Source organism: Streptomyces sp. S.PB5, assembly GCF_030403745.1.
GTDB lineage: Bacteria > Actinomycetota > Actinomycetes > Streptomycetales > Streptomycetaceae > Streptomyces.
Genome location: NZ_JAQMWP010000004.1, coordinates 21,693 through 45,049, shown reverse-complemented (window position 1 = coordinate 45,049; position 23,357 = coordinate 21,693). Strand labels below are relative to the sequence as shown.

Here is a 23,357-nt window from a genome sequence, read left to right as displayed (position 1 = left end):
ACGGAACGCATGGTGCGACAGTCTTCATCCGGGGACGCAGAACACGTACGAGGACGTACGGCGTTGTACGACGTAAAAGCGTGAAACAGGAGTCCGTGCACGACATGAGTGACGAGCCGCAGCCGCAGCAGCCGAACCAGGGCTGGGCGCCCAGAGAACCCTTGGCGGCCGCGGAGCCCGGCGGTCAGAGCGGTCAGGGCGGCAAGAAGCCGAAGCGGACCGGGTGGCGGCGGATCATCCCCACCTGGCGCATGGTGCTCGGCACCTTCGTCCTCGGGATACTGCTGGTGATCGGCCTGTTCTTCCTCGGCTACTCGCTGGTGAAGATCCCGCCGGCCAACGCGCTCGCCACCAAGCAGTCCAACGTCTATCTGTACGCGGACGGCAGCCAGCTCGCCCGCGACGGCGAGGTCAACCGCGAGAACGTCACCCTCTCCCAGATCTCGATCAACGCCCAGCACGCCGTACTGGCCGCCGAGGACCGGGACTTCTACTCCGAGTCGGCGATCGACCCCAAGGCGATGGTGCGCGCCGCCTGGAACACCGCCACCGGCAAGGGCACCCAGTCCGGCTCCACGATCACCCAGCAGTACGTGAAGAACTACTACCTGGCGCAGGAGCAGACCGTCACCCGCAAGGTGAAGGAGTTCTTCATCTCCATCAAGCTGGACCGGGAGAAGTCCAAGGACGAGATCCTGGAGGGCTACCTCAACACCAGCTACTTCGGCCGCAATTCCTACGGCATCCAGGCCGCCGCCCAGGCCTACTACGGCAAGGACGCCACCAAGCTCACGGCGGGCGAGGGCGCCTATCTCGCCGCACTGCTCAACGCGCCGAGCGAGTACGACGTCGTCGCCCACCCGCAGAACAAGCCGGCCGCCGTGGCCCGCTGGAACTACGTCCTGGACGGCATGGTCAAGGAGGGCTGGCTGAAGCAGTCCGAGCGGGCCGGCCTGAAGTTCCCGATGCCGAAGGAGGCCACCGTCTCCACCGGGATGTCCGGGCAGCGCGGCTATCTCGTCAACGCGGTCAACGACTACCTGGCCGAGAACAAGATCCTCAGCGCCGACGAGCTCGACGCCGGCGGCTACCGCATCATCACCACCATCCAGAAGAAGAGGCAGGACGACTTCGTCGACGCCGTCAACGACCAGCTGATGGACAAGCTCGACAAGAAGGCCCGCAAGGTCGACACCTACGTCCGCGCGGGCGGCGCCGCCGTCGACCCGAAGACCGGGCAGGTCGTGGCGATGTACGGCGGCATCGACTACGTCAAGCAGTACACGAACAACGCCACCCGCCGGGACTTCCAGGTCGGCTCCACCTTCAAGCCGTTCGTGTTCACCTCGGCCGTCCAGAACGAGTCCGTCACCCAGGACGGCCGCCCCATCACCCCGAACACGGTCTACGACGGCACCAACAAGCGCCCCGTGCAGGGCTGGACCGGCGGCAGCTACGACCCGGCCAACGAGGACGACGTGAACTACGGGAACATCACCGTGCGCACCGCCACCGACAAGTCGGTGAACTCGGTGTACGCGCAGATGGCCGTGGACGTGGGCTCCGACAAGGTCAGGGACACCGCGATCGCCCTCGGCATCCCCGGCGACACCCCCGACCTGACCGCCTCGCCCTCCATCGCGCTCGGTGTGAACACCGCCAGCGTGCTCGACATGGCGGAGGCGTACGCCACGCTCGCCAACCACGGCAAGCACGGCACGTACACGATCGTCAAGAGCATCACCAAGGACGGCAAGGACGTCATCGACCTGCCGAAGCGCACGACCTCCCAGGCCGTGACCCGCGAGGCCGCCGACACCACGACCTCGATCCTGCAGAGCGTCGTGGAGAACGGCACCGCCACCGCCGCCCAGGCCGCGGGCCGCCCGGCCGCCGGCAAGACCGGCACCGCAGAGGAGGACCAGGCCGCCTGGTTCGCGGGCTACACCCCCGACCTCGCCACGGTCGTCTCGGTGATGGGCCAGGACCCGACGACCGCCGCACACAAGTCCCTGTACGGCGTCATGGGCCTGCAGCGCATCAACGGCGGCGGGGCGCCCACCGAGATCTGGGCCCAGTTCACCAAGGCCGCCCTGAAGGGCAAGCCCGCCGCCGAGTTCGACCTGGAGCTCCAGGAGGGCGCGGACCAGGTCTACACCCCGCCCGTCGAGCCCTCCACCGAGCCCCCGCAGGACACGGCGGGGCAGGACAGCGGCGGCACGACGGACGGCGGCCAGGACACGGCCGGCCAGACCGACGGCGGGACGACCGGCGACCCGACGACCGGCGGGACCACGGGTGACACCACGACCGGCGGCACCACCGGCGGCGACACCACCACGACGGGCGGCACGACCGGCGACCCGACCACGACGGGCGGCACCACGGGGGACACGACCACCGGCGGTACGACCGGCGACACGACCACCGGTGGCACGACGACGGGTCCGACGGGCGGTACGACGGCGGGCGGCGGCCCGCCGACGACGGGATAGCGCCTGCTGATGAGCTAATGACCGCTGGTCGCCTTCAGCCCCACCACGGCGACCAGCAGCAGGCACACGAAGAAGATCCGGGCGGCGGTGGCCGGCTCCCCCAGCACCACCATGCCGAGCACCGCCGCCCCGGCCGCGCCGATGCCGACCCATACGCCGTAGGCGGTACCGATGGGAAGGGTGCGGGCGGCGTGCGACAGCAACAGCATGCTGGCGACGATCCCGGCCCCGGTGAGCAGGCTGGGAAGGGGCCGGGTGAAACCGTCGGTGTATCGCATCCCGATCGACCAGCCGACTTCGAGCAGACCGGCGACGACGAGCAGAACCCAGGCCATGACAGGCACCTCCGAGAGACTTTCCTGAACGGGGTGCGTCGTCTTGTCAGGCGTCCCGGTACGGCGCGTCTCGTCGGGCTGGCACCTTCAAAACTAGCAAAGAAACAGGAAGAGGGCTGGTGACACCGGCCACCAGCCCTCTCCCCACCGTTGAATCAGAGGTACAACCCGGTCGAGTCCTCGGACCCCTCGAACCGGTCCGCGGCCACGGCGTGCAGGTCGCGCTCCCGCATGAGCACGTAGGCGACGCCCCGCACCTCGACCTCGGCACGGTCCTCGGGGTCGTACAGAACCCGGTCCCCCGGTTCGACGGTCCGTACGTTCTGTCCGACCGCGACGACATCGGCCCAGGCCAGCCGTCGCCCGACGGCCGCGGTGGCGGGGATGAGGATGCCGCCCCCGGAACGCCGCTCGCCCTCACCGACGTCCTGCCGCACGAGTACTCGGTCGTGCAGCATCCGGATGGGCAGCTTGTCGTGCTGGTCGCTGTGCTCGTTTCTGTTGGCGCTCACGGCTGAGAACCTACCTGCCTGAAGGGGGTGCGTACGCGCCCGGGTCAGCCCTTGCGACGCCGGGACCCCAGGGCGAGGAGCCCCACGAGCCCGACGGCGACGAGCGCGACGGGAACGATGCGCTCCAGACGCGGGGCGCCTTCGTCGTCGACGAACTGGGCCCTGGTGTTGCTCACGGCCCGGTTGACACCGACGTAGGCTCGTCCGAGCGTGTGATCGATGTTCGACACGACCTTGGCCTTGGCGTCACCGACGATGGTCCTGGGGTGAACCCGTACCCCGATCTCGTCGAGAGTCTCGGCCAGCACTTCGCGGCGGCGCTTGATGTCCGCCTCGATCTGCGCCGGGGTTCTGGTGTCCGACGTGTCCGCCACCGTACGGCCTCCGAGGTGTCTGCTGATGCTGTTCTGGACAGTCTGTCAGTTCGCCGGGCGGCTGCACTGTCAGCACCCCCGGTTAGGCTGGCCCGATGAGCGAGCGACTCCAGCCCGGGGACGTAGCCCCCGCCTTCACCCTCCCCGACGCCGACGGCAACGAGGTGTCCCTCTCGGACCACAAGGGCCGCAAGGTCATCGTCTACTTCTACCCCGCGGCCCTCACCCCCGGCTGCACGAAGCAGGCGTGCGACTTCACGGACAACCTGGAACTCCTGGCCGGCGCCGGTTACGACGTCATCGGCATCTCCCCGGACAAGCCGGAGAAGCTGGCGAAGTTCCGCGACAAGGAATCCCTGCGGATCACCCTGCTCGCCGACGAGGACAAGCAGGTCCTCGACGCCTACGCCGCCTTCGGCGAGAAGAAGAACTACGGCAAGACCTACATGGGCGTCATCCGCTCCACGATCGTCGTGGACGAGGAGGGCAAGGTGGAGCGGGCGCTGTACAACGTGCGTGCGACGGGCCACGTGGCGAAGATCATCAAGGACCTGGGCATCTGAGCGGTCCTTCCCCTCCACTTCAGCGGTCTGAGCGGCCCACACCGGGATCACCTGGTGCGGGCCGCTTCACTTTTCGGGCGGGACTGTCCGATAAGCGGTTCGTTACTCCGTACGGGCCACGAACGTGTGGCCGTGATCGGAGGGGAACTGCATGGGGGCCAGCGCGTATCCGAGGGAGCGGCTTGAAGAGGCGGCTCGGGGGGCTCGGACGTTGTCGGAGGCGTGTCGGAGGTTGGGGGTGGATCCGAAGAGTTCGACGCGGCGGTACGTCTTCGAGCGGATGAAGAGGCTCGGGGTGGAGGTCTCGCACTTCGAGCGGGAGGGGGTGAAATGGACGCGGGAGCTGCTGCAGGAGGCGGTCTCGGCGTCGACGAACATGTGCGAGGTACTTCGGCGTCTCGGGCTTGAGGTGGTCGGCGGCCACCACACGCACATCAGCCGCCGGATCAAGGCGTACGGCATCGACGTCTCGCACTTCCGGGTGCCGACGCAACGGGGCGAGTCGTTGCGTCGCCGAACGCCAGCCGAACTGCTCGTCGAGCAGCCCGCAGGCGGCGCCCGGCGCATCCAGAGCGATCGCCTCAGGCGGGCGATGACTGAGATGGGCGTGGCGGAGTGCTGCGCCATGTGCGGGATCGAAGGTGTATGGCTCGGGGAGCCGCTCCCTCTGGAGATCGACCACATCGACGGCGACTGGCGGAACAACCAGGTCGAGAACCTGCGGTTTCTGTGCCCCAACTGCCACTCGACGACGGACAGTTACCGCGGTCGCGGCAAAGGCAGGGAGTCATGAACAGCAGCGTGCAATACACCCGGGAACGACTGGCCAAGGCCGCCGCGCGGTGCGCCGACATCGACGAGGTCATCGCGTTCTTCGGCACCCAACCATACGGCTGTCTTCGCGGGTACCTAACGAAGCGATTCGACCACTTCGGCATCGACATCTCGCACTTTCGGCCTTGCGGTAGGCGAGCCCGGCCCACAAGCGACGAGTTGCGAACCGCAGTCGCCGAGTCAGCTTCCCTCGCAGAGGTACTGCGCCGCCTGGGTCGGCCAAGCAACAGCGGGCAGCGCGTGACGGTCGGCAAATCAGCGTGGTAAGCGCGGCACCAATGCCAAACGCCCTGAGGACGTACTGATCCGGCATGACGGCAGACACCGGACGAAGACCTTGCAGCTCCGGCGGGCGCTCCGCGAAGTCGGCGTACCCGAGGAGTGCGCTGGGTGCGGGGTCGGCCCCGAGTGGCTCGGCAAGCCCATGACGCTGGAGGTCGATCACATCAACGGGGACTGGAGCGACGACCGGCGGCAGAACCTGCGGTTGCTCTGCCCCAACTGCCATGCGATCACGAGCACCTGGTGCAGGGGAGGCAGCAGGCCGCGACCGAGTACCAGTAAGCTGTACGTGGGGCCGTAGCCCAATTTGGCAGGAGGCACCACTTTTAGGTAGTGGACAGTGCGAGTTCGAGTCTCGTCGGCCCCACGTTCAGGGCGCGGCTCCCCACGGGGCCGCGCCCTTCGCCGTCGTCAGCCCAACAGCTCCCGCACCACCGGCACCAACCCCCGGAACGCCTGCCCGCGGTGGCTGATCGCGTTCTTCTCCTCGGCCGTCAGTTCGGCGCACGTCCGGGTGTCGCCGTCCGGTTGGAGGATGGGGTCGTAGCCGAAGCCGTTCGTGCCCACGGGAGCGTGGCGCAGTACGCCCCTCAGGCGGCCCTCGACGACCCGTTCCGTGCCGTCCGGAAGGGCAAGCGCCGCCGCGCAGGCGAAGTGGGCGCCCCGGTGTTCGTCGGCGATGTCCGAGAGCTGGGCCAGGAGCAGCTCGAGGTTGGCCTTGTCGTCGCCGTGCTTGCCTGCCCAGCGGGCCGAGAAGATGCCCGGGGCGCCGTTCAGGACGTCCACGCACAGGCCCGAGTCGTCGGCCACCGCCGGGAGGCCGGTCGCCTGGGCCAGGGCGTGGGCCTTCAGGAGGGCGTTCTCGGCGAAGGTGACGCCCGTTTCTTTGACGTCGGGGATGTCCGGGTACGCGTCCGCGCCGACGAGGTCGTGGTCGAGGCCTGCGTCGGCGAGGATCGCGTGGAGTTCGGTGACTTTGCCGGCGTTGCGGGTGGCGAGGATGAGGCGGGTCATGCCCCTCAGTATCCCGGGCATGCATCCCGGGGATCCTGGGGATCCCCGGGCCGTCCCACCGACTGTTACGACGTGCAGACCTTCGTCAACTCGCCCGCCGCGTCCGTGATCGGGCTGAGGTCGGGTGTCTCGTCGCCGTTCTCGACGGCCGTGCGGACGTTCCTGACGGCCTGCTGGAGGTCGTCGACGGCCTGGTTGACGTCGGTGTTGTCGGTCTTGTCGCCGATCTCGTCGAGGTTCTTGTCGATGGAGTCGAGGGACTCGTCGATCTGCGTCGGATCGTTGGCGGCGTTCTCGACGGCCTGCTGGAGATCGGTCACGCTGTCGGCGACGGCCTCGGCGGTCTGGACGCAGTCCAGGGCCTTGTTGACCGCGTCGCAGCCGGTCGTGAGTCCCACCGTCAGTCCGACGGCCGCCACGACTGCGGCGATGGCGGTACCTCGACGGCGTCGGCTCTCGGCCATGGTGATGGTCCCTCCCTTGTTCAGCCCCAAGGGCCCCCGTGCAGTGGCCGGGCGCACAGCGGTGTGCCGTACGCCCGTATCCATGGTGACGCGAGGGAGGGCGGCCGGGTTGCCCGCTCCAGCCGCTTTCCTTGGTCCGTCTTTTACTTTTCGAGGACGGTATCAAGGGCCTTGCGCTGGTGGACAGCGAGTTCGTCGCAGCCCAGAACCGCCAGGTCCAGAAGGGAGTTGAGCTCGTCGCGGGCGAAGGGCTCGGCCTCGGCGGTGCCCTGGACCTCGACGAAGCGGCCGTCGCCGGTGCAGACCACGTTCATGTCGGTCTCGGCGCGGACGTCCTCCTCGTAGCAGAGGTCCAGGAGCGGGACGCCGCCGACGATGCCCACCGAGACGGCCGCGACGGTGCCCGTGAGGGGCTGGCGGCCGGCCTTGATCAGCTTCTTGCCCTGGGCCCAGGAGACCGCGTCCGCGAGGGCCACGTAGGCGCCGGTGATCGCCGCGGTGCGGGTGCCGCCGTCGGCCTGGAGGACGTCGCAGTCGAGCACGATGGTGTTCTCGCCGAGGGCCTTGTAGTCGATGACCGCGCGCAGGGAGCGGCCGATAAGGCGGCTGATCTCGTGGGTGCGGCCGCCGATCTTGCCGCGTACGGATTCGCGGTCGCCGCGGGTGTTGGTGGCGCGGGGCAGCATGGAGTACTCGGCGGTGACCCAGCCCTCGCCGCTGCCCTTGCGCCAGCGGGGGACGCCTTCGGTGACGGAGGCGGTGCAGAAGACCTTGGTGTCGCCGAAGGAGACGAGGACGGAGCCCTCGGCGTGCTTGCTCCAGCCGCGTTCGATGGTGATCGGGCGGAGTTGTTCGGGGGTGCGGCCGTCGATTCGAGACATGGCGTTGAGCCTAGCCGTACATGCGGAAGGGGCTCCTCCCGCGGTGGGAAGAGCCCGTTCCAGGAATGAGCGCGGGGCTCACATCATGTCTTCGATGTCCGCGGCGATCGGGTCGGCGTCGGTGCCGATGACGACCTGGATGGCGGTGCCCATCTTGACGACGCCGTGGGCGCCGGCGGCCTTGAGGGCGGCGTCGTCGACCTTGCTGGGGTCGATGACCTCGGTGCGCAGGCGGGTGATGCAGCCCTCGACCTCTTCGATGTTCTCGATGCCGCCGAGCCCGGCGACGATCTTCTCTGCCTTGGTGGCCATGTCGGTCTCCTCACGCACAGTTGGCCCAACTTCGCGAGCGATTGCGCCGTACGTACCGAAAGATGACGTCACAGCAACCCAATCGTCCGTAACTGGTCTACACCACCTGACAGGCGGTCGCCAACTCATGAGTTCCGACACCGAGATCTCTTCCGCACGCCGGCGGTGGCAGTCGACGTTCCAGGGTCTGCAGAAGATGGGCCGCAGCCTGCAGCTTCCCATCGCCGTGCTGCCCGCCGCGGGGATCCTGAACCGGCTGGGGCAGCCGGATGTGTTCGGGGACGACGGGCTGGGCTGGACGAATGTCGCCAAGGTGATGGCGGGGGCGGGCGGCGCGCTGCTGGACAGTTCGCTCGGGCTGCCGCTGCTGTTCTGTGTGGGTGTCGCCATCGGCATGGCGAAGAAGGCGGACGGTTCGACGGCGCTGGCGGCGGTCGCCGGGTTCCTCGTCTACTACAACGTGCTGCGGCAGTTCCCGGAGGACTGCGCGGCGGGGGCGAAGGTGGTGGCGGCCGGCTGCCAGGCGGCGGACGGGACGGTCAGCGCCTTCAGCTACCAGAACCCGGGGGTGTTCGGCGGCATCGTGATGGGGCTGCTGGCGGCCTTCTTCTGGGCGCGCTATCACCGTACGAAGCTGGTGGACTGGCTCGGCTTCTTCAACGGCCGCCGCCTGGTGCCGATCATCATGGCGTTCGTGGCGATCGCGTTCGCGGCGCTGTGTCTGTGGATCTGGCCGCCGATCGGCGACGGTCTGGAGAACTTCAGCGACTGGCTGAGCGACGCGGGCGCGTGGGGCGCGGGCATCTTCGGTGTCGCGAACCGGGCGTTGCTGGTGATCGGGCTGCACCAGTTCCTGAACGTGCCCATCTGGTTCCAGTTCGGCACGTACACCAAGCCGGACGGCACGGAAGTGCACGGCGACATCAGCATGTTCCTGGCGGGCGACCCGGATGCGGGTCAGTTCACGTCCGGGTTCTTCCCGATCATGATGTTCGCGCTGCCCGCGGCGGCCCTGGCGATCACGCACTGCGCCAAGCCGAACCGCCGCAAGGAAGTCGGCGGTCTGATGCTCTCGGTCGCGCTGACGTCGTTCGTCACGGGTATCACCGAGCCGATCGAGTACTCGTTCCTGTTCATCGCGCCGCTGCTGTACGCGGTCCACGCGCTGCTGACGGGTGTGTCGATGGCGGTGACATGGGGGCTGGGGGTCCATGACGGGTTCAGCTTCTCGGCCGGACTGATCGACTACATCATCAACTGGAATCTCGCGACGAAACCCTGGGCGATCATTCCGATCGGCCTGTGCTTCGCGGTCGTCTATTACGCGATCTTCCGTTTCGCGATCACGAGGTTCGATCTGAAGACCCCGGGCAGGGAGCCGGAGGAAGAGGTCGAGGACGTCACGAAGGTCTGACGGTACGTAGCCCTCCGGTTGCGGAATTGACGGGTTCCTTATATCGGCCTCCATCGTGTAGAACAGGTCTACACCACTGAGTGGTGTAGACCACCACCCGATGGAGGACGTATGAGCACCGCCACCGATACGGCGGCCCCCGCGAAGAGGCGGGGATCCGGTCTGTTCCAGGGCCTGCAGAAGGTCGGCCGCAGCCTGCAGCTGCCCATCGCCGTGTTGCCGGCGGCGGGCCTGATGGTGAGGCTCGGCCAGCCCGACGTGTTCGGGGCCGACGGCCTCGGCTGGGACAAGGTCGCCCTGGTCTTCGACAAGGCAGGCGGTGCCATCACCGGCAGCCTCCCCCTGCTGTTCTGCATCGGCGTCGCCATCGGCTTCGCCAAGAAGTCCGACGGCTCGACCGCCCTCGCCGCTCTGGTGGGCTTCCTGGTCTACAGCAAGGTCCTGGAAGCCTTCCCGGTCACCGAGGCCAAGATCCAGGCGGGCGCGGACATAGCCGCGACCTACAACAACCCGGGTGTACTCGGCGGCATCATCATGGGTCTGCTCTCCGCCGTCCTGTGGCAGCGATACCACCGCAAGAAGCTCGTGGACTGGCTCGGCTTCTTCAACGGCCGCCGCCTCGTCCCGATCATCATGGCCTTCGTCGGCGTCTTCGTCGGTGTCTTCTTCGGGCTGATCTGGGAGCCGATCGGCGAGGGCATCGGAAGCTTCGGCGAGTGGATGACCGGTCTGGGTTCGTTCGGTTCCGCGCTCTTCGGCGCCATCAACCGCGCGCTCATCCCGATCGGCATGCACCAGTTCGTGAACACGGTGGCGTGGTTCCAGCTCGGCGACTTCACGAACGCCGCCGGCGAGGTCGTGCACGGCGACTACAGCCGCTTCCTGGCCGGTGACCCGAGCGCCGGAATGTTCATGTCCGGCTTCTTCCCGATCATGATGTTCGGCCTGCCCGCCGCCGCGCTCGCCATCGCGCACACCGCTCGTCCTGAGCGCCGCAAGGCCGTGACGGGCATGATGATCTCGCTCGCGCTGACGTCGTTCGTGACCGGTGTGACCGAGCCGATCGAGTTCTCGTTCATGTTCATCGCCCCGATCCTCTACGTCATCCACGCGGTGCTCACCGCCATATCCATGGCTGTCACCTGGGGCCTGGGCGTCCACGCCGGCTTCAACTTCTCCGCAGGCTTCATCGATTACGCCCTGAACTGGAACCTGGCCACCAAGCCCTGGCTGATCATCCCGATCGGCCTGGTCTTCGCCGCGATCTACTACGTCGTCTTCCGCTTCGCCATCACCAAGTTCAACCTCCCCACCCCGGGCCGCGAGCCCGAGGAGGAGATCGAGGACCTCACGAAGGCGTGAGCGAACCGTCCTGGACATGACCGAGGCCCCCGGAGCTGTACGGCTCCGGGGGCCTCGGTCATGTCGTGGGACTCAGATCTCGTACGACACCCTCGGCGCCGCCAGCTCCACCGGGCCGTCGTACACCGCACGCGCGTCGGTGAGGTTGACCTGCGGGTCGGTCCACGGGGGGATGTGGGTGAGGACCAGGCGGCGGGCGCCCGCCCGGGTCGCCGTCTCGCCCGCCTCGCGGCCGTTGAGGTGCAGGTCGGGGATGTCTTCCTTGCCGTGCGTGAAGGCGGCCTCGCACAGGAACAGGTCGGTGTCCCGGGCGAGTTCGTCCAGGGCCGGGGTGATGCCGGTGTCGCCGGAGTAGGTGAGCGACTTGCCGCCGTGTTCGATGCGGATGCCGTACGCCTCGACCGGGTGCGCCACGCGCTCGGTGTGGACGGTGAACGGGCCGATCTCGAAGGTGGACGGCTTGACCGTGTGGAAGTCGAAGACCTCGCTCATGGAGGAGGCGGTGGGGGTGTCCGCGTAAGCGGTGGTGAGACGGTGTTCGGTGCCTTCGGGGCCGTAGACCGGGATCGGGTCGCAGCGGCCGCCGTCATGGCGGTAGTAGCGCGCGACGAAGTACGCGCACATGTCGATGCAGTGGTCGGCGTGCAGATGGCTGAGGAAGATCGCGTCGAGGTCGTAGAGACCGCAGTGGCGCTGCAGCTCGCCCAGGGCACCGTTGCCCATGTCGAGAAGCAGCCGGAAGCCGTCGGCCTCTACGAGGTAGCTCGAGCAGGCCGATTCCGCGGACGGGAACGACCCCGAGCAGCCGACGACGGTGAGCTTCATAAAGCAGAAACCTCCGCTGGCGGGAAATCCAGAGAATCCAGCAAGATCGGGAATGGGACTCGGGGGTCGTGCGGTCCGTTGAGCGTAAGGCGCAAAACCCCTCGTCGCTCCTCCGCCAAGGGCTGTTGTGGGCGAACTCACCTGTGGTGTCACCGGTTCGGCTGGACCAGGGGCGCGTGAGGCGCGAGAGAAGGCGCGCGCTGGGCATCGCGCGCCGGTAACGTCGTCCCTATGGACACGTCCTGGTGGCTGGCGCTCGCGGCGGTGGTACTGCTCGCACTGGTCGCCACGCTCGTGGACGGCTGGGGGCGGGGGTCCTCCGGGCGGTGGAGCCGGGCGCGGGTGGCGGTACGGCCGCGGCCGACGGAGATCTGGTGGGCGAGCGTGCCCTTCGAGGACGGGCCCGGCGCGAAGGACCGGCCGTGTCTCGTGCTGGCCGTGCACGGAAAGAGGGTGCGCGTCGCGAAGATCACGAGCCGCTATCACGACGAGCGGTCCGGAGTGATCCCGTTGCCGCCGGGTTCCGTCGGCGATGCGCAGGGCCGGGCGAGTTATCTGGAGACCGACGAGCTGCGTGAGGTGCCGGTGTGGGACTTCCGCAGGAAGGTCGGGGTGGTGGACCCGGTCCTCTGGGACCAGGTCCGGCACCTGACGTCCTAGCGCCTCACGCCCAGAGCTGGCCCTGCAGCGTCTCGATCGCTTCCTCGGTCGTGGCCGCCGTGTAGACGCCCGTCGACAGGTACTTCCAGCCGCCGTCGGCCACCACGAACACGATGTCGGCGCTCTCCCCCGCCTTCAGCGCCTTGTTGCCGACGCCGATCGCCGCGTGCAGCGCCGCGCCCGTGGAGACGCCCGCGAAGATGCCCTCCTGCTGGAGGAGTTCGCGGGTGCGGGTGACCGCGTCCGCCGAGCCGACGGAGAAGCGGGTGGTGAGGACCGAGGCGTCGTAGAGCTCGGGTACGAAGCCCTCGTCGAGGTTGCGGAGCCCGTAGACCAGGTCGTCGTAGCGCGGTTCCGCGGCGACGATCCTGACGTCCGGCTTGTGCTCGCGCAGATAGCGGCCGACGCCCATCAGCGTGCCCGTCGTGCCCAGGCCCGCCACGAAGTGGGTGATGGAGGGGAGGTCGGTGAGGATCTCCGGGCCGGTGGTGGCGTAGTGGGCGCCCGCGTTGTCCGGGTTGCCGTACTGGTAGAGCATCACCCAGTCGGGGTGCTCGGCGGAGAGCTCCTTGGCGACGCGTACGGCGGTGTTGGAGCCGCCCGCGGCCGGGGAGGAGATGATCTCGGCGCCCCACATGCCGAGGAGGTCCCGGCGTTCCTGGGAGGTGTTCTCGGGCATCACGCAGACCATGCGGTAGCCCTTGAGCTTGGCCGCCATGGCCAGGGAGATGCCGGTGTTGCCGCTGGTCGGCTCCAGGATCGTGCAGCCGGGGGTCAGGCGGCCGTCCTTCTCCGCCTGCTCGATCATGTGCAGGGCCGGGCGGTCCTTGACCGAGCCGGTGGGGTTGCGGTCCTCCAGCTTGGCCCAGATGCGCACGTCGTCGGACGGCGACAGCCGCGGCAGGCGCACCAGAGGGGTGTTGCCCACCGCGGCCAGCGGGGAGTCGTAGCGCATGGGGATCAGGCCATGCCGCCGGCGACGGCCGGCAGGATCGTGACGTTGTCGCCGTCGGCGAGCTTGGTGTTGATGCCCTCCAGGAAGCGGACGTCCTCGTCGTTCAGGTAGACGTTGACGAAGCGGCGCAGCTCGCCGCCGTCCACGATGCGGGCCTGGATGCCCGCGTGCCGGGTCTCGAGGTCGGTGAAGAGCTCGGCGAGGGTGTCCCCGTTGCCCTCCACAGCCTTCTGACCGTCGGTGTAGGTGCGGAGGATGGTGGGGATGCGGACCTCGATGGCCATGGCTCAGGGCTCCTGTCGGAAGTGTCTGGTCGGTGGGCGCGCGGCAGCGCCGGCATGCGGGTGGTGCGGGTGAGAGCGCCGCGGCTCACGGCCGTACGGCGGCAGGGGCAGCGTCAACAGATGGCGCTGGCGAGCCTGCACAGGTCGACGTGCAGCCGCGCCACGAGCAGCATGCCCGGCGTCTTCTCGCTCACGTCGTCAAAAACCATGGGCTCATCGTATCGATTCCCGTCCCGGGTCCCGGAATGTGATCCCACATGGTGGACGGATTCCGGCCGAGGGGTGAGACCGTACAGTTCAGGCCGTACCGCTCAGGCGGAGTCGCGCAGCACCAACCGGGTCGGCACGACCACCGAGCTCGGCTCCGCGGGGCCCTCGAACAGCAGCCGGGCCATCAGCCGGCCCATCTCCCCCACGTCCTGGTGGACGGTGGTCAGCGGCGGGTCGGTCGCCTCGGCGATCTCCGCGAGGTCGTCGAAGCCCACGACGGCCACGTCCTCGGGGACCCGGCGGCCGCGTGCGTGCAGGACCTCCAGGGCACCGGACGCCATCAGGTCCGAGGCGGCGAACACCGCGTCCAGGCCGGGGCGCCGGTCGAGCAGCGCGGTCATGGCGGCGACGGCGCCCTGCCGGGTGTAGTCGGCGCGTTCGACGAGGGCGGGCGGGGCGTCCGGGAGGACGTCCCGGTATCCGGCCAGCCGTTCGGCGGCGGACTGTTCCTGGTCGTACGGGCCGGTGATCGTCGCGATGTGCTCGCGGCCCAGCGAGACGAGGTGGTGGACGGCCTGCCGGGCGCCGCCCCGGTTGTCGCCGTCGACGTAGGCGTGGCCGCGCACGGTGTCGCCGTCGCGCAGGAGGGGGCGGCCGCCGAAGACGGCGGGCAGACCGAGCCGGGCGATCATGTCGTGGAGGCGGCCGCCGGGGTGCAGGGAGAAGAGGATCGCGCCGTCGACATGGCCGCCGCCGAGGTAGTCGGCCACGCGCGCGTGGTCGTCCGGCTCGTCGATGAACAGCAGGACGGCCTGGGCGCCGTGGCATGCGAGCTCCCGGCGGATTCCGCGCAGGAGGCAGTCGAAGTAGGGGTCGAGGAAGAGCCGGTTGTCGGGCTGGTCCGCGACGACGGCGACGGCGTTCGTGCGGTGGGTGACGAGCTGGCGGGCGGCCTGATTGGGGACGTATCCCAGCTCGGCGATGACCTGCCGGACCTGCTCGACGACCTCGGCCCGCACCTTCGGCTCGCCGTTGATGACCCGCGAGACCGTGGATCTCGACACCCCCGACCGACGTGCGACGTCCTCGATCGTGGGGCGCTGTCCGTGCGGTCGTCGCGTCAACACCGTCTCCGATGGGGCGAGTTGGTCGGGCGTACGCGATCAGTATGCCGCCCGGCCGCCACTGCGCTCAGTACGCCGCCACGATCGTGACCTCTTCCTCCGTGATCTCGCCGTCCACGATGCGGAACGAGCGGAACTGGAAGTCGCCGAGGCCGTCGGTGTCGGCGGTGGAGACGAGGACGTAGTGGGCGCCGGGCTCGTTGGCGTACGAGACGTCGGTGCGGGAGGGGTAGGCCTCGGTGGCGGTGTGGGAGTGGTAGATGACCACCGGCTCCTCGTCGCGGTCGTCCATCTCGCGGTAGAGCTTGAGCAGGTCGCCGGAGTCGAACTCGTAGAACGTGGGCGACATGGCCGCGTTCAGCATCGGGATGAACCGCTCGGGCCGGTCCGAGCCCGCCGGGCCGGCTACAACGCCGCACGCCTCGTCGGGGTGGTCCTTGCGCGCGTGCGCGACGATCTGGTCGACGAGGGCCTGGGTGATGGTCAGCATGCGGCCAGGATAAGCAGAAGGCCGTTCCGTACCGAAGGTTGGTACGGAACGGCCCACATGCCGGACACCTGAGCGACAATGACAGGGGACACCACGAGAACTCCCTGCACTGGACGTCCTTAAGGGGCGCGGGGAACTGCGCGACAAGCCACAGCGAACCCGCAGTCGAAGGACGACCTAACCCGCCTTCTCGAACTCCGCCTCGCGCCGCTCGGCGATCCCCGGATTACGGCTCTTCAGCACGACCCAGCCGATACCGAGCGCGCACGCCCAGCCCGCCATCACATACAGGCAGACCCGGGAGTCGGCGTCGTACGCGATGAGGCCCGTGACGAAGAGCAGGAACGCGATCGCCACGTACGAGCACTTCGCGCCGCCCGGCGCCGGGAAGGACGAGGCGGGCAGGCGCCCCGCGTCCACCGCGCGGCGGTACAGCACATGGCTGATCAGGATCATCAGCCAGGTCCAGATGCCGGCCGCGGTCGCGATGGAGACGACGTAGCCGAAGGCCTTCTCCGGGACGATGTAGTTGAGGATCACGCCGATGCCCATGAAGGCGACCGAGACCGCGATGCCGAAGGCCGGCGTCCTGGTGGAGGACAGCTTCTTGAAGACGGCCGGAGCCTCGCCGCTCTCCGCCAGGTTCCGCAGCATGCGGCCCGTGGAGTACATACCGGAGTTGCAGGAGGACAGCGCGGCGGTGAGGACCACGAAGTTCACGATGCCCGCGCCGGCCGGGATGCCGATCTTGGCGAAGGCCGCGACGAAGGGGCTGACGCCCTCGCCGAACTCGGTCCACTTCACCACGCACAGGATGACGGTGAGCGCGCCGACGTAGAACAGCGCGATACGCCACGGGAGGGTGTTGATCGCCTTGGGGAGGGTCTTCTCCGGGTTCTCCGACTCACCGGCCGTGACGCCGACCAGCTCGACCGCGAGGTAGGCGAACATGACGCCCTGCAGGGTCATCAGGGACGAGCCGATGCCCTTGGGGAAGAAGCCGTCGAAGGCCCACAGGTTGGAGACCGCGGCGGTGTCGCCGGCGGAGCTGAAGCCGAAGGTCAGGACGCCGAGGCCGATCACGATCATGCCGATGAGGGCGGTGACCTTGACCATCGAGAACCAGAACTCGAGCTCGCCGAAGACCTTCACGGAGATCAGGTTGACCCCGAAGAGGATCACCAGGAAGACCAGGGCCGTGACCCACTGCGGGACGTCGGGGAACCAGTAGTTGACGTAGATCGCGGCGGCCGTGAGCTCGGCCATGCCGGTGACCACCCACATCAGCCAGTACGTCCAGCCGGTGAAGTAGCCGAAGAACGGGCCGAGGAACTCGCGGGAGTACTCCGCGAAGGAGCCCGAGACCGGGCGGTAGAGCAGCAGCTCTCCGAGCGCCCGCATGATGAAGAAGATGATCACGCCCGCGAGGGCGTACATGAAGATCAGGCTGGGTCCGGCCTTGGCTATGTTCGCCCCGGCTCCCAGGAAGAGGCCGACGCCGATGGCGCCGCCGATGGCGATCATCTGGACCTGGCGACTGCCGAGGCCACGCTCGTAACCCTCTTCGGAGGTGTCGACCTGAGCGGAGGTCATATGTGTGGTGCGCCTTTCTCCATACCGAACCGGGCCTCTCGTCGGCCTCGGATCGGTTCTCGATCCCCCCGGATTGATGGAGCTTTCTGCCTGGCCGGCGGTTACCGGCTCGGTGGCGCACCCGAGCGAACATACGGGTGGTGTTCGTCGGGCGGTCGTGAAGATTTATCACGGCGGAAACCGTGATCGCCTGAGCGATAAGTGATGCACAACACAGGGAGAAGCGGACAAAAAACACCCTGGCGGCCATACACGGCCGCCAGGGTGACACGATCGTTATCCGGATTTGAGCGTCCGCTGAGCGAACACAAAATCGTCACAGACCGCCACAAACCACCACAGCAACTACGGCATCAGGGTCGTCACGAGCGTCTCCTGAAGCCCGCCCAGCCACAGATACGCCATCACCATGGGCTTGCGCGGATCCTCGTCGGGGAGCCGGTAGAGCAGGTCCGTGTCGTCCTCGTCGGCGATGTCGAGCCGGGAGCCGATCGCGAGGCGCAGGTCGTTGAGGGCGCCGAGCCACTGTCTCGACTCCTCGACGGACAGCTTCAGGACCGCCCCGCCGTCGTCCACCGGGCTCAGCGCATCCAGGGAGCGGATCACCGCGAGGGCGCTGTCGCGCTTGCCGGCCCTCAGGTCGTTCTCGGTGTAGCGGCGGAACTCCGAGGAGTATGCCCGCTGCTCCTCGGCCTCCTTCGCCTCCGGAGTGCCCTCGGGGTCGCTGTACGCATCCGGGAAGAGGCGCCTCAGCACCGGGTCGGCGGGCGGCTCGCTCGGGCCCTCGGCGAAGAGTTCGGCGAGCGGGTCGTCGGAGGCGTCCTCGGCGGGGCCCGGGCCGATGAGTTCCAGGAGCTGGACGGCCAGCGACCGGATGATGGAGATCTCGACGTCGTCGAGGGCGACGGCCGCGCCGCCGCCGGGGATCGGTTCGAAGTGTCCAGGCATGAAGGTGAGTTCAGCTACTTCCGGTCCTGCTGGAGGGTGGCCCACAGACCGTAGCCGTGCATGGCCTGCACGTCGCGCTCCATCTCCTCGCGGGTTCCGCTGGAGACGACCGCCCGGCCCTTGTGGTGAACGTCGAGCATGAGTTTGGTGGCCTTGTCCTTCGAGTACCCGAAGTACGTCTGGAAGACATAGGTCACGTAGCTCATGAGGTTGACCGGGTCGTTGTGAACGATGGTGACCCAGGGGACGTCCGGCTCGGGGACGGCGAAGACCTCTTCCGCCGACTCGGTTCGTTCGATCTCTACGGGAGCGGGTGACGTCACATGGCCCATGCTGCCACGCCCGGCAGAAATCGTCACACCGACGAAAAGGGAGTACCATCCCGTCCCATGAACACAGCGGACCTTGGGCTGCCGGTGGATGTTCCCTCGACGGCGCTCTTCACTGACCAGTACGAGCTCACGATGCTGCAGGCCGCGCTGAAGGCCGGTACCGCGGAGCGGCACAGCGTCTTCGAGGTCTTCACCCGGCGGCTTCCCCACGGGCGCCGCTACGGCGTCGTCGCGGGCACCGGGCGGGTCCTGGACGCCGTCGAGAACTTCCGCTTCGACGCGGACGTGCTCCGCTTCCTGGGCGAACGGGACATCGTCGACGCGGAGACCCTGGACTGGCTCGCCTCCTACCGGTTCTCCGGTGACATCTGGGGCTATCCGGAGGGCGAGGTCTACTTCCCGGGCTCGCCGATCATGCGGGTCGAGGGCAGCTTCGCCGAGTGCGTGCTCCTGGAGACCGTGATCCTCTCGATCCTCAACCACGACTCCGCGATCGCCGCGGCCGCCTCCCGGATGGCCTCGGCCGCCGGCGGCCGCCCGCTGATCGAGATGGGCGCCCGCCGCACCCACGAGCTCGCGGCCGTCGCCGCCTCCCGCGCCGCCTACCTCGGCGGCTTCGCCTCCACCTCCGACCTCGCCGCCGGTTTCCGCTACAACATCCCGACCGTCGGCACCTCCGCTCACGCCTTCACCCTGCTCCACGACCGGGAGCGGGACGCCTTCCAGGCCCAGGTGAACTCCCTCGGCCGGAACACCACGCTGCTCGTCGACACCTACGACGTGGCGGAGGCCGTCCGTACGGCGGTGGAGGTCGCCGGGCCCGAACTGGGCGCGGTCCGTATCGACTCCGGCGACCTGCTGCTCGTCGCGCACCGGGTGCGGCAGCAGCTGGACGAGCTGGGCGCCCGGGACACGAAGATCATCGTGACCTCGGACCTCGACGAGTACGCCATCGCCTCGCTCGCGGCGGCACCCGTGGACGCCTACGGCGTCGGTACGCAGCTGGTGACCGGCTCGGGGCACCCGACCTGCTCGATGGTCTACAAGCTCGTCGCCCGCGCCGAGTCGGCCGATCCGAAGGCCCCGCTCGTGCCGGTCGCGAAGAAGTCCTCCGGCGGCAAGACCTCCATCGGCGGCCGCAAGTGGGCGGCCCGCAGGCCGGACGCGGACGGGATCGCGGAGGCCGAGGTCGTGGGCACCGGGGCGGTCCCGGCCGAGCTCGCCGACCACCAGCTGCTCGTCGAGCTCGTGAAGAGCGGGGACGTCGTGGCGCGCGAGCCCCTGGACGTCGTACGGGACCGGCACACGGCCGCGCGGGACGGGCTGCCGCTGTCCGCCACGCAGCTGTCGCGCGGGGAACCCGTCATTCCGACGGAGTACGTCCAGGGGCGCTCGGGTAGCTAAAAGCGGTGCGCCCTCCCGCAGTGCCGCCGAAGTCTCTAGGCTCGTAATTTCACACTTAGTCGAAGGACACCCACCATGCGCCGCGCCTTGATCGTCGTCGACGTACAGAACGACTTCTGCGAAGGGGGCTCTCTCGCGGTGGCCGGGGGTGCCGATGTGGCCGCCGCCGTCACCGAGCTGATCGGGCAGGCGGCCGGTTCCGGGTACCAGCACGTGGTGGCCACCCGCGACCACCACATCGCGCCCGGCGGCCACTTCGCCGACAACCCCGACTTCGCCCACTCCTGGCCCGCGCACTGCGTCGCCGGGACCGAGGGCGTCGGCTTCCACCCGAACTTCGCCCCCGCGGTCGCCTCCGGCGCGATCGACGCCGTCTTCGACAAGGGCGCGTACTCGGCGGCCTACAGCGGCTTCGAGGGCACCGACGAGAACGGCGTCGCACTGGCCGACTGGCTGCGGTCCCGGGAGGTCGTCGAGGTGGACGTGGTGGGCATCGCCACCGACCACTGCGTACGGGCCACCGCGCTGGACGCCGTGCGCGAGGGGTTCCGTACGCAGGTGCTGCTCGACCTGACCGCGGGCGTGGCCGAGGAGACCACCGAGCGGGCGCTGGAGGAGCTGCGGCAGGCCGGTGTGGAGCTCTCCGGGAAGCCGGTCGTGGCCTGAGCCGGAGGACGCTCCACGGGGGCCCTGCGGGGCTCCCTACGCCGGTGCCGCCGGTCTGCGCATCAACGCCCTGATCGGGTGCCACAGCTCCTGGGCGAGTTCCGCGCCCGGCACCACGACAGCGTTGTCCACGACAGCGTTGTCAGGGGCCGTACGCCATATGAGGCCGTCCGGGTGGTGGAGCACCGCGGTGATCTCGTCCGGGGTCGGCGGGGAGCCGTTGCCGCGGAGGTAGACCGCTCGCAGGCCCAGATTGCGGAGCCTGGTCAGGGCTCGGGCGCGGTTCTGGGCGTGGACGAGGACACGGACGCAGCCCGTGCCGTCGGCGGTGGGTCTGGGCAGGTTCAGCGCCACCACCACGCTGCCTGTCGGCAGCTTGCAGAAACCTCCTGCGGCCATGCGGTCACACCCCCGTGTGCCTCGGTGTCAATAAGAAAGTCATCAGCACGCACCTAAACACGATCGGCGGCGACCCGCCAGGGGGTCGCCGCCGATTACCTTCTGACCTGCACAAACGTGAACTACTTCACCGCGGGGCCCACCACGAGCGTGATCGTGGAGCCGTCGAGGGCCTCCTTGACGATCTTGATCTTGGTGTTGGTGTCAGTGACCCGGACGCCCGCGAAGGGGGTCGTCTCGTCGTAGTAGGTGCTGGTGTGGTCGTTGAAGACCGGGACACCCCGCGACGACGGGATCTTGATCTCCACGTCCGCCTTGTGCAGCGTCATGCCGTCCGTGCGGTACAGGCTGAACGGCGAGTCGTAGGACTGGAGGCGGCTGGACATCGGTGTGCCGTCGGACCACTTCAGGGCCGTCGGGTGGGAGTCGATCGGCAGGACGAGACCGGTGCCCGGGTGGGCGCTGGTGTTGTTGTCCGCCTGGGAGGTGTCCCACTTCCAGATCAACAGGCCGTTCTGGTAGGCGTAGTGCTCGACCCAGCTCGGACGGGTCGTCGAGAAGCCGAAGTTGTACGGGCCGACCTTCAACGTCTTGTCGTACGACACGTACTGGCGGTTCTCGGCGATGTAGTACTGCGCGTAGTCGTCCGTGATGGTCGCGCCGACCCGGGAGAAGCCGCTCGCGGTCCAGGCCGCGTCCGCGGTCTCGGCGTCGTCGGCGAACAGGGCGGCGCCGTCGGCCGTCACGGAGATCTGGTCGGCCGTGAAGCCCTTCTCGGCCACACCGCCGTCGGTGGAGTAGCGGAAGCGCAGGTCGATCTTCTGGCCGGCGTAGGCGTCCAGCGGGAACGACAGCTTCTTGTTGGCGTCCGAGAAGCCGGTGAGGGCGGGCTGGCCGCTGGCGTCACGGGTGATGGCCGCGCCGTCGGCGGTGCCGTCGACCGCCTTCCAGGTCGCGCCGCCGTCGGTGGAGACCTCGGTGTACAGGTAGTCGTAGTCGGCCTCGATGGCCCACCAGCCGTCGAGCGTCAGCGTGGCCGCGGACTTGCCGGTCAGGTCGACGGACCGGGTCAGCGTGTTCTTCAGGCCGTCGCCGCTGCCGCTCCACCACTGGGTGGCGCCCTGCGCGGGGGGCACGATCTCGGTCGTGACCTCCTTCTCGGGCAGTTCGACGACCAGCGCCTGCTTGTTCTTGGTGTTGTACTCCGCCAGCCCCAGCTTGTGCGCGGACTTGGTCGCGGCCTTCGCCACGTCGTAGTCGAGCCAGCCCAGCTGGAGCTTGTCCCAGGCGGTCATGTCGCCGGGCAGGTCACCGATGGCGTCCTTGCCCGTGCCGAGCCAGGAACCGGAGGACATCAGGGTCCAGAAGCCGGTGGAGTTGTCACCGCCGCCGGAGGTGTCGTAGTGGTCCGGCAGACCGAGGTCGTGGCCGTACTCGTGGGCGAAGACGCCGAGTCCGCCGTTCTCCGGCTGGATGGTGTAGTCGCCGACCCAGATGCCGGTGTCGCCGATCTGGGTGCCGCCGAGCAGGTTGCCGGACGGGCCGGTGGAGCCGGCGTCGGTGCCGAACGCGTACCAGCGGTGCGCCCAGATGGCGTCCTCGCCCTGGGCGCCGCCGCCCGCGGACTCGTCCTCACCGGCGTGCACGATCTGGAAGTGGTCGATGTAGCCGTCGGACTCGTTGAAGTCGCCGTCGCCGTCGAAGTCGTAGCGGTCCCACTGGTCGAACTCGGCGATGTCCGCCTTGATCTCCGCGTCGGTGCGCCCCGCTGCCTGCTGCTGGGCGACCCAGGCCGCGACGCCGTCCTGGACCGCGTTCCAGGCGCAGGTGCCACAGGAGTTCGAGCCGTAACGGGCCTCGTTGTAGGGGACCTTGACCCAGTCGGTGACCTCGCCCTCGACCGAGTAGCGGCCCGAGGACTGCTTCTCGTAGTAGGTCTTCATCGACGCGGTGCCGTCGCCGAAGTAGAGGTCCTCGAAGTGGGCCTTGTTGTAGTCCGCCTGCCACGCCGTGGAGTTGTCCTGGGCGCGGTCCGGCTGGGCTATCTCGTTGTGGGCGGGGCCCGGGGTGCCGCCGTAGCGGCTGTCGATCTGGTCGCCGAACTCGACGAGGATCGTGAAGATCTTGTCGGTGCGCTCGCGGCCCAGTTCGACGTACTTGCTGTCGCCCTTGCGGCTCTTGAGCGCGACGACCTGCGAGCCGTTCCGCTCCGTCACCTTGGCGTCGCCGGATATGACCTGCTTCAGCGCCTCTTCGCGCTGCGCCTCCTGGGTCTTGGAGAGCGGGCCGTCGAAGTCGTGCTGCCGCTCCGTCTTCGCCGGCTGCGGATCGGTCCGGTTCGAGGCGGCCGGCTGAGGTGCGGCGGTGCCGGCCTCGGCGACGGCGAACGTGGAGAACGTCGCGGTCGCGGCGGCCAGCGCGACGGTGGTCGCCGCCGCTCTGAACGTCCAGGTCCTACTGGTCACTTGAGGTCCTCCCCCGCGTTCGGACGCGCGGGGGGCAGGAGGGGTCCTGCTCATGGAGGGGGCCGCGCGCGCGTGATCAACGCGTGTAGTCAAGTGACGTCATTTGACTAGAGGTTCAGAAGAAAAGACAGATCTTGACTTGGACGTGACAAGTGCACTA

General features: G+C 68.5%; 26 protein-coding genes, 1 tRNA gene, 1 pseudogene and 1 riboswitch. Of the genes and pseudogenes, 10 read left to right on the top strand and 18 right to left on the bottom strand.

Going from position 1 to position 23,357, the window contains the following annotated elements; translation table 11 throughout:
• Window positions 1-104: 104 nt before the first annotated feature.
• Window positions 105-2,495: a transglycosylase domain-containing protein gene (locus PH203_RS11760; RefSeq protein WP_289919579.1), complete on the top strand. Its 2,391-nt coding sequence runs from the start codon at window positions 105-107 to the stop codon at window positions 2,493-2,495.
• Window positions 2,496-2,509: 14 nt separating this feature from the next.
• Here PH203_RS11760 and PH203_RS11755 read toward each other — a convergent pair whose 3' ends face one another.
• The 3 genes from PH203_RS11755 to PH203_RS11745 form a co-directional block, all read right to left on the bottom strand.
• Window positions 2,510-2,830, bottom strand: a complete 321-nt coding sequence (locus PH203_RS11755) for a multidrug efflux SMR transporter (RefSeq protein ID WP_289919576.1) — start codon at window positions 2,828-2,830, stop codon at window positions 2,510-2,512.
• Window positions 2,831-2,862: 32 nt separating this feature from the next.
• A riboswitch (guanidine-III (ykkC-III) riboswitch) is annotated at window positions 2,863-2,933 on the bottom strand.
• A 52-nt stretch (window positions 2,934-2,985) separates the two neighbouring features.
• Window positions 2,986-3,342 (bottom strand): co-chaperone GroES, encoded by a 357-nt coding sequence (locus PH203_RS11750; RefSeq protein WP_289919573.1) that lies wholly within the window; start codon window positions 3,340-3,342, stop codon window positions 2,986-2,988.
• A 44-nt stretch (window positions 3,343-3,386) separates the two neighbouring features.
• Window positions 3,387-3,716, bottom strand: a complete 330-nt coding sequence (locus tag PH203_RS11745; RefSeq protein WP_289919571.1) for a DUF3618 domain-containing protein — start codon at window positions 3,714-3,716, stop codon at window positions 3,387-3,389.
• Between the two features lie 95 nt (window positions 3,717-3,811).
• Here PH203_RS11745 and bcp point away from each other — a divergent pair, with 95 nt between their 5' ends.
• The 4 genes and pseudogenes from bcp to PH203_RS11725 all read left to right on the top strand — a co-directional run bounded on the left by bcp (window position 3,812) and on the right by PH203_RS11725 (window position 5,762).
• On the top strand, window positions 3,812-4,279 hold the full coding sequence (gene bcp / locus PH203_RS11740) for a thioredoxin-dependent thiol peroxidase (protein ID WP_289919570.1): 468 nt from the start codon (window positions 3,812-3,814) through the stop codon (window positions 4,277-4,279).
• Between the two features lie 151 nt (window positions 4,280-4,430).
• A complete protein-coding gene (locus tag PH203_RS11735; protein WP_289919567.1) occupies window positions 4,431-5,072 on the top strand; it encodes an HNH endonuclease signature motif containing protein in 642 nt (213 codons plus the stop codon).
• Window positions 5,069-5,696: pseudogene (locus PH203_RS11730) on the top strand (HNH endonuclease). Before PH203_RS11735 ends, PH203_RS11730 begins: the two are co-directional and overlap by 4 nt.
• A tRNA-Leu gene (locus PH203_RS11725) sits at window positions 5,687-5,762 on the top strand. The pseudogene PH203_RS11730 and the gene PH203_RS11725 overlap by 10 nt, the downstream one beginning before the upstream one ends.
• A gap of 44 nt (window positions 5,763-5,806) precedes the next feature.
• On the opposite strand, the gene rdgB is transcribed toward PH203_RS11725, so the two are convergent.
• The 4 genes from rdgB to PH203_RS11705 all read right to left on the bottom strand — a co-directional run bounded on the left by rdgB (window position 5,807) and on the right by PH203_RS11705 (window position 8,066).
• On the bottom strand, window positions 5,807-6,409 hold the full coding sequence (rdgB, locus tag PH203_RS11720; RefSeq protein WP_289919565.1) for an RdgB/HAM1 family non-canonical purine NTP pyrophosphatase: 603 nt from the start codon (window positions 6,407-6,409) through the stop codon (window positions 5,807-5,809).
• A 65-nt stretch (window positions 6,410-6,474) separates the two neighbouring features.
• Window positions 6,475-6,873 (bottom strand): hypothetical protein, encoded by a 399-nt coding sequence (locus PH203_RS11715; protein ID WP_289919564.1) that lies wholly within the window; start codon window positions 6,871-6,873, stop codon window positions 6,475-6,477.
• 143 nt (window positions 6,874-7,016) lie between these two features.
• Window positions 7,017-7,754, bottom strand: a complete 738-nt coding sequence (gene rph, locus PH203_RS11710; RefSeq protein ID WP_289919563.1) for a ribonuclease PH — start codon at window positions 7,752-7,754, stop codon at window positions 7,017-7,019.
• Window positions 7,755-7,832: 78 nt separating this feature from the next.
• Window positions 7,833-8,066, bottom strand: a complete 234-nt coding sequence (locus tag PH203_RS11705; RefSeq protein WP_073793892.1) for a PTS glucose/sucrose transporter subunit IIB — start codon at window positions 8,064-8,066, stop codon at window positions 7,833-7,835.
• 127 nt (window positions 8,067-8,193) lie between these two features.
• Here PH203_RS11705 and PH203_RS11700 point away from each other — a divergent pair, with 127 nt between their 5' ends.
• Both PH203_RS11700 and PH203_RS11695 read left to right on the top strand, forming a co-directional pair.
• A complete protein-coding gene (locus tag PH203_RS11700; protein ID WP_289919557.1) occupies window positions 8,194-9,480 on the top strand; it encodes a PTS transporter subunit EIIC in 1,287 nt (428 codons plus the stop codon).
• A 111-nt stretch (window positions 9,481-9,591) separates the two neighbouring features.
• Entirely contained in the window at window positions 9,592-10,842 is a 1,251-nt protein-coding gene (locus PH203_RS11695; RefSeq protein WP_289919555.1) for a PTS transporter subunit EIIC, read from the top strand.
• 72 nt (window positions 10,843-10,914) lie between these two features.
• Here the strand turns inward: PH203_RS11695 and PH203_RS11690 are convergent, their stop codons facing one another.
• On the bottom strand, window positions 10,915-11,667 hold the full coding sequence (locus tag PH203_RS11690) for an MBL fold metallo-hydrolase (protein ID WP_289919553.1): 753 nt from the start codon (window positions 11,665-11,667) through the stop codon (window positions 10,915-10,917).
• A 231-nt stretch (window positions 11,668-11,898) separates the two neighbouring features.
• Between PH203_RS11690 and PH203_RS11685 the strand changes: the two genes are divergently transcribed.
• Window positions 11,899-12,327 (top strand): type II toxin-antitoxin system PemK/MazF family toxin, encoded by a 429-nt coding sequence (locus PH203_RS11685; RefSeq protein WP_289919551.1) that lies wholly within the window; start codon window positions 11,899-11,901, stop codon window positions 12,325-12,327.
• Window positions 12,328-12,331: 4 nt separating this feature from the next.
• Here PH203_RS11685 and PH203_RS11680 read toward each other — a convergent pair whose 3' ends face one another.
• The 8 genes from PH203_RS11680 to clpS all read right to left on the bottom strand — a co-directional run bounded on the left by PH203_RS11680 (window position 12,332) and on the right by clpS (window position 18,263).
• Window positions 12,332-13,282, bottom strand: coding sequence for a cysteine synthase (locus tag PH203_RS11680; protein ID WP_289919549.1), 951 nt, complete (start codon window positions 13,280-13,282; stop codon window positions 12,332-12,334).
• Window positions 13,283-13,287: 5 nt separating this feature from the next.
• Complete coding sequence (locus PH203_RS11675; RefSeq protein ID WP_289919545.1) at window positions 13,288-13,566, bottom strand: MoaD/ThiS family protein; 279 nt, start codon at window positions 13,564-13,566, stop codon at window positions 13,288-13,290.
• Window positions 13,567-13,679: 113 nt separating this feature from the next.
• Complete coding sequence (locus PH203_RS49660) at window positions 13,680-13,775, bottom strand: putative leader peptide (RefSeq protein ID WP_310736469.1); 96 nt, start codon at window positions 13,773-13,775, stop codon at window positions 13,680-13,682.
• Window positions 13,776-13,877: 102 nt separating this feature from the next.
• Complete coding sequence (locus tag PH203_RS11670; protein WP_289919543.1) at window positions 13,878-14,900, bottom strand: LacI family DNA-binding transcriptional regulator; 1,023 nt, start codon at window positions 14,898-14,900, stop codon at window positions 13,878-13,880.
• A gap of 67 nt (window positions 14,901-14,967) precedes the next feature.
• Window positions 14,968-15,390 carry a M67 family metallopeptidase gene (locus PH203_RS11665; RefSeq protein WP_289919541.1) on the bottom strand — a complete coding sequence of 141 codons (423 nt, stop codon included), beginning with the start codon at window positions 15,388-15,390 and terminating at the stop codon, window positions 14,968-14,970.
• Window positions 15,391-15,567: 177 nt separating this feature from the next.
• Window positions 15,568-16,983: an amino acid permease gene (locus PH203_RS11660; protein WP_289919539.1), complete on the bottom strand. Its 1,416-nt coding sequence runs from the start codon at window positions 16,981-16,983 to the stop codon at window positions 15,568-15,570.
• 345 nt (window positions 16,984-17,328) lie between these two features.
• A complete protein-coding gene (locus PH203_RS11655; protein WP_289919538.1) occupies window positions 17,329-17,931 on the bottom strand; it encodes a DUF2017 domain-containing protein in 603 nt (200 codons plus the stop codon).
• 14 nt (window positions 17,932-17,945) lie between these two features.
• A complete protein-coding gene (gene clpS / locus PH203_RS11650; protein WP_095754611.1) occupies window positions 17,946-18,263 on the bottom strand; it encodes an ATP-dependent Clp protease adapter ClpS in 318 nt (105 codons plus the stop codon).
• A gap of 57 nt (window positions 18,264-18,320) precedes the next feature.
• Between clpS and PH203_RS11645 the strand changes: the two genes are divergently transcribed.
• A complete protein-coding gene (locus PH203_RS11645; protein WP_289919531.1) occupies window positions 18,321-19,667 on the top strand; it encodes a nicotinate phosphoribosyltransferase in 1,347 nt (448 codons plus the stop codon).
• A gap of 75 nt (window positions 19,668-19,742) precedes the next feature.
• The gene (locus PH203_RS11640) at window positions 19,743-20,333 is read left to right on the top strand and encodes an isochorismatase family protein (RefSeq protein ID WP_289919528.1); all 591 of its coding nucleotides are present in this window, start codon (window positions 19,743-19,745) and stop codon (window positions 20,331-20,333) included.
• Between the two features lie 36 nt (window positions 20,334-20,369).
• Here the strand turns inward: PH203_RS11640 and PH203_RS11635 are convergent, their stop codons facing one another.
• Together PH203_RS11635 and PH203_RS11630 are read right to left on the bottom strand one after the other, a co-directional pair.
• A complete protein-coding gene (locus PH203_RS11635; protein ID WP_289919527.1) occupies window positions 20,370-20,732 on the bottom strand; it encodes a hypothetical protein in 363 nt (120 codons plus the stop codon).
• Between the two features lie 122 nt (window positions 20,733-20,854).
• On the bottom strand, window positions 20,855-23,197 hold the full coding sequence (locus PH203_RS11630; RefSeq protein ID WP_289919525.1) for an immune inhibitor A domain-containing protein: 2,343 nt from the start codon (window positions 23,195-23,197) through the stop codon (window positions 20,855-20,857).
• Between the last annotated feature and the right edge of the window lie 160 nt (window positions 23,198-23,357).

What these genes read in the sequence shown, in the direction of transcription:
- PH203_RS11760 (WP_289919579.1), top strand. Translation starts at nt 105, where the DNA reads ATGAGTGACGAGCCGCAGCCGCAGCAGCCGAACCAGGGCTGGGCGCCC.
- PH203_RS11755 (WP_289919576.1), bottom strand. Translation starts at nt 2,830, where the DNA reads ATGGCCTGGGTTCTGCTCGTCGTCGCCGGTCTGCTCGAAGTCGGCTGG.
- bcp (WP_289919570.1), top strand. Translation starts at nt 3,812, where the DNA reads ATGAGCGAGCGACTCCAGCCCGGGGACGTAGCCCCCGCCTTCACCCTC.
- PH203_RS11735 (WP_289919567.1), top strand. Translation starts at nt 4,431, where the DNA reads ATGGGGGCCAGCGCGTATCCGAGGGAGCGGCTTGAAGAGGCGGCTCGG.
- rdgB (WP_289919565.1), bottom strand. Translation starts at nt 6,409, where the DNA reads ATGACCCGCCTCATCCTCGCCACCCGCAACGCCGGCAAAGTCACCGAA.
- PH203_RS11715 (WP_289919564.1), bottom strand. Translation starts at nt 6,873, where the DNA reads ATGGCCGAGAGCCGACGCCGTCGAGGTACCGCCATCGCCGCAGTCGTG.
- rph (WP_289919563.1), bottom strand. Translation starts at nt 7,754, where the DNA reads ATGTCTCGAATCGACGGCCGCACCCCCGAACAACTCCGCCCGATCACC.
- PH203_RS11705 (WP_073793892.1), bottom strand. Translation starts at nt 8,066, where the DNA reads ATGGCCACCAAGGCAGAGAAGATCGTCGCCGGGCTCGGCGGCATCGAG.
- PH203_RS11700 (WP_289919557.1), top strand. Translation starts at nt 8,194, where the DNA reads ATGAGTTCCGACACCGAGATCTCTTCCGCACGCCGGCGGTGGCAGTCG.
- PH203_RS11695 (WP_289919555.1), top strand. Translation starts at nt 9,592, where the DNA reads ATGAGCACCGCCACCGATACGGCGGCCCCCGCGAAGAGGCGGGGATCC.
- PH203_RS11690 (WP_289919553.1), bottom strand. Translation starts at nt 11,667, where the DNA reads ATGAAGCTCACCGTCGTCGGCTGCTCGGGGTCGTTCCCGTCCGCGGAA.
- PH203_RS11685 (WP_289919551.1), top strand. Translation starts at nt 11,899, where the DNA reads ATGGACACGTCCTGGTGGCTGGCGCTCGCGGCGGTGGTACTGCTCGCA.
- PH203_RS11680 (WP_289919549.1), bottom strand. Translation starts at nt 13,282, where the DNA reads ATGCGCTACGACTCCCCGCTGGCCGCGGTGGGCAACACCCCTCTGGTG.
- PH203_RS11675 (WP_289919545.1), bottom strand. Translation starts at nt 13,566, where the DNA reads ATGGCCATCGAGGTCCGCATCCCCACCATCCTCCGCACCTACACCGAC.
- PH203_RS49660 (WP_310736469.1), bottom strand. Translation starts at nt 13,775, where the DNA reads ATGGTTTTTGACGACGTGAGCGAGAAGACGCCGGGCATGCTGCTCGTG.
- PH203_RS11665 (WP_289919541.1), bottom strand. Translation starts at nt 15,390, where the DNA reads ATGCTGACCATCACCCAGGCCCTCGTCGACCAGATCGTCGCGCACGCG.
- PH203_RS11660 (WP_289919539.1), bottom strand. Translation starts at nt 16,983, where the DNA reads ATGACCTCCGCTCAGGTCGACACCTCCGAAGAGGGTTACGAGCGTGGC.
- PH203_RS11655 (WP_289919538.1), bottom strand. Translation starts at nt 17,931, where the DNA reads ATGCCTGGACACTTCGAACCGATCCCCGGCGGCGGCGCGGCCGTCGCC.
- clpS (WP_095754611.1), bottom strand. Translation starts at nt 18,263, where the DNA reads ATGGGCCATGTGACGTCACCCGCTCCCGTAGAGATCGAACGAACCGAG.
- PH203_RS11645 (WP_289919531.1), top strand. Translation starts at nt 18,321, where the DNA reads ATGAACACAGCGGACCTTGGGCTGCCGGTGGATGTTCCCTCGACGGCG.
- PH203_RS11640 (WP_289919528.1), top strand. Translation starts at nt 19,743, where the DNA reads ATGCGCCGCGCCTTGATCGTCGTCGACGTACAGAACGACTTCTGCGAA.
- PH203_RS11635 (WP_289919527.1), bottom strand. Translation starts at nt 20,732, where the DNA reads ATGGCCGCAGGAGGTTTCTGCAAGCTGCCGACAGGCAGCGTGGTGGTG.